Annotated in this window: 2 protein-coding genes and 1 pseudogene; 2 read left to right on the plus strand and 1 reads right to left on the minus strand. The window is 68.7% G+C overall.

The window, feature by feature from the left end:
• Positions 1-921 (minus strand): acetyl-CoA C-acyltransferase (locus tag R1101_RS0121590; RefSeq protein ID WP_037224482.1); only part of this gene is annotated, 921 nt, incomplete at its 3' end.
• 102 nt (positions 922-1,023) lie between these two features.
• Here R1101_RS0121590 and mce point away from each other — a divergent pair.
• Together mce and R1101_RS0121605 are read left to right on the plus strand one after the other, a co-directional pair.
• Positions 1,024-1,509 carry a methylmalonyl-CoA epimerase gene (gene mce / locus R1101_RS0121595; RefSeq protein WP_016935327.1) on the plus strand — a complete coding sequence of 162 codons (486 nt, stop codon included), beginning with the start codon at positions 1,024-1,026 and terminating at the stop codon, positions 1,507-1,509.
• 84 nt (positions 1,510-1,593) lie between these two features.
• Positions 1,594-2,294 (plus strand): annotated as a pseudogene (locus tag R1101_RS0121605) (hypothetical protein); the annotation flags it as partial.

Consider the following 2,294-nt stretch of genomic DNA (forward strand, 5'->3'; position numbering starts at 1 on the left):
GATGCCCTCACGCTCGCAGGCCGTGGCGATCGCCCGTGCCGGCTGCGACTGCAGCGTCGAGTCCGGTCCGGCGACGACACCGTGGCGGCCGATCTCGGCGATCCAGCTCAGGCCGAGCTGTTCGGCCTTGGCTTTGCTCATCACGACGACCGCCGCGGCACCGTCGGAGATCTGCGAGGCCGACCCGGCGGTGACGGTGCCGTCCTTCGCAAACGCCGGACGCAGCGCCCCGAGCGATTCGGCGGTGGTCTCCGGGCGGATGCCCTCGTCGGCGGCGAAGACGATCGGCTCGCCCTTGCGCTGCTTGATCGACACCGGCACGACCTCGTCGTCGAACAGGCCGTCCTTCCAGGCTCGGGCGGCGTTCTGGTGCGAGGCGGCGGCGAAGGCGTCCTGCTCGTCGCGGGAGACGAAGCGATCGCCGCAGTTGGCCGACTCGGTGAGGTTGCCCATCGCCTGGTCGGTGAAGATGTCGTGCAAGCCGTCGTAGGCCATGTGGTCGCGCAGGGTCACATCGCCGTACTTGAAGCCGGCGCGGGATTTCTCGAGCATGTGCGGGGCCCGGCTCATCGACTCCTGGCCGCCGGCGACGACGACGTCGAACTCGCCCGCGCGGATCAGCTGGTCGGCCATCGCGATCGCGGTGATACCGGACAGGCACACCTTGTTGATGGTCAGCGCCGGCACGTTCATCGGGATGCCGGCGGCGACGGCGGCCTGACGGGCCGGGATCTGGCCGGCGCCGGCGGTGAGCACCTGGCCCATGATGACGTATTCGACCTGCTCAGGGGCCACACCGGCGCGCTCGAGCGCACCGGCGATCGCCACGCCACCGAGATCCGATCCGGAGAAATCCTTGAGCGAACCCTGCAGGCGCCCCATGGGCGTACGGGCTCCGGCGACGATGACAGAACTGCTCACGGGACATTCCTCCGAAAGATCGGCATGTGATCGGAAAACTCCACCGGTATTCACCTGAATCCCGGTAGGAGTGCACTCAACGGTACCGCTACCGTCTAGAGCATGACCGAGACCTCTCCCACATCCTCTCCGGCAGCGTCCGTTCTCGCTTCCGGGCTCGTCACCGCAATCGACCACGTCGGCATCGCAGTTCCCGACCTCGATGCCGCTCTCACCTGGTACGCCGAGAACCTCGGCCTCGTGTCCACCCACGAGGAAGTCAACGAAGAGCAGGGCGTGCGCGAGGCGATGCTGGCCGTTCCGGGGACCCCCGAAGGGTCCACCATGATCCAGCTGCTCGCCCCGCTGAACGAGAACTCCACGATCGCGAAGTTCATCGACCGCAACGGCCCGGGTCTGCAGCAGCTCGCCTACCGCGTCTCCGACATCGACGCCGTCTCCACGGCGCTTCGTGAGCGCGGCGTCCGGTTGCTGTACGACGCACCCCGTCGCGGCACCGCCGACTCACGCATCAACTTCCTGCACCCGAAGGACGCGGGCGGCGTCCTCGTCGAGCTCGTCGAGCCCGCAGCGCATCCCGCTCACTGACGGCCCTTCCGGATGCGCTCCCGAACACGGATGGGGCGGGAGCGCATCCGGGTCGTACCCGCATCCAACGGGTAGATTGTCTCCATGGTCTTCGATCGTGATCGCGCACCCAGCCACCTGCCGTTCTCCATCGTGCGGAAGGGCTTCGACCGCGACGAGGTGACCAACTACTTCGCCCGGTTCGAAGCCGAGCTGCGCGTGACCGCCACCGACCGCGACGCCGCCGCCGCGCAGGCCCGCGATCTGGCCCGTCAGCTCGAGAACGCCCGCAACGAAATCGACGAACTCCGCAAGGACGTCGACCGGCTGTCGGTGCCTCCCACCACCGCAGAGGGCATGAGCGACCGCATCTCACGGATGCTGCGGCTCGCCTCCGACGAGGCCTCCGAGCTGCGTGCCCGCGCCGAGGCCGACGCCGCCGAGATGATCTCGCTCGCGGAGCAGGAGGGCATCCGCCTCCGGGGCGACTACGAGAAGAAGCTCGCCGAACTCGAGGACACCCGCGTCGCCTTCGCGGCCGAGCACGAGCGGACGATGACCGCGGCCCGCGCGGAGGCCGAACGGATCGTCGCCGCGGCCCGCGCGGAAGCCGAGCGACTCGCCGCCGAAGCCGAGGCCAAGCGCGAGCAGGTGCAGCAGGACTTCGAGATCACGATGGCCGAACGCCGCACCAAGGTGCTCGGCTCCCTCGACGAACTCGAACGGACGAGCAAGGCCGAAGCCGAACGCCGTCTCGAGGAAGCCACGCAGGAAGCCGAACGGCGACTCACCCAGGCCACCGAACA

This window comes from Rhodococcus sp. R1101 (genome assembly GCF_000278445.1).
In the GTDB taxonomy this organism is placed as follows: Bacteria; Actinomycetota; Actinomycetes; order Mycobacteriales; family Mycobacteriaceae; genus Rhodococcus; species Rhodococcus gordoniae.

Coding starts and splice junctions, on each gene's coding strand:
- mce (WP_016935327.1), top strand. CDS start 1,024: ATGACCGAGACCTCTCCCACATCCTCTCCGGCAGCGTCCGTTCTCGCT.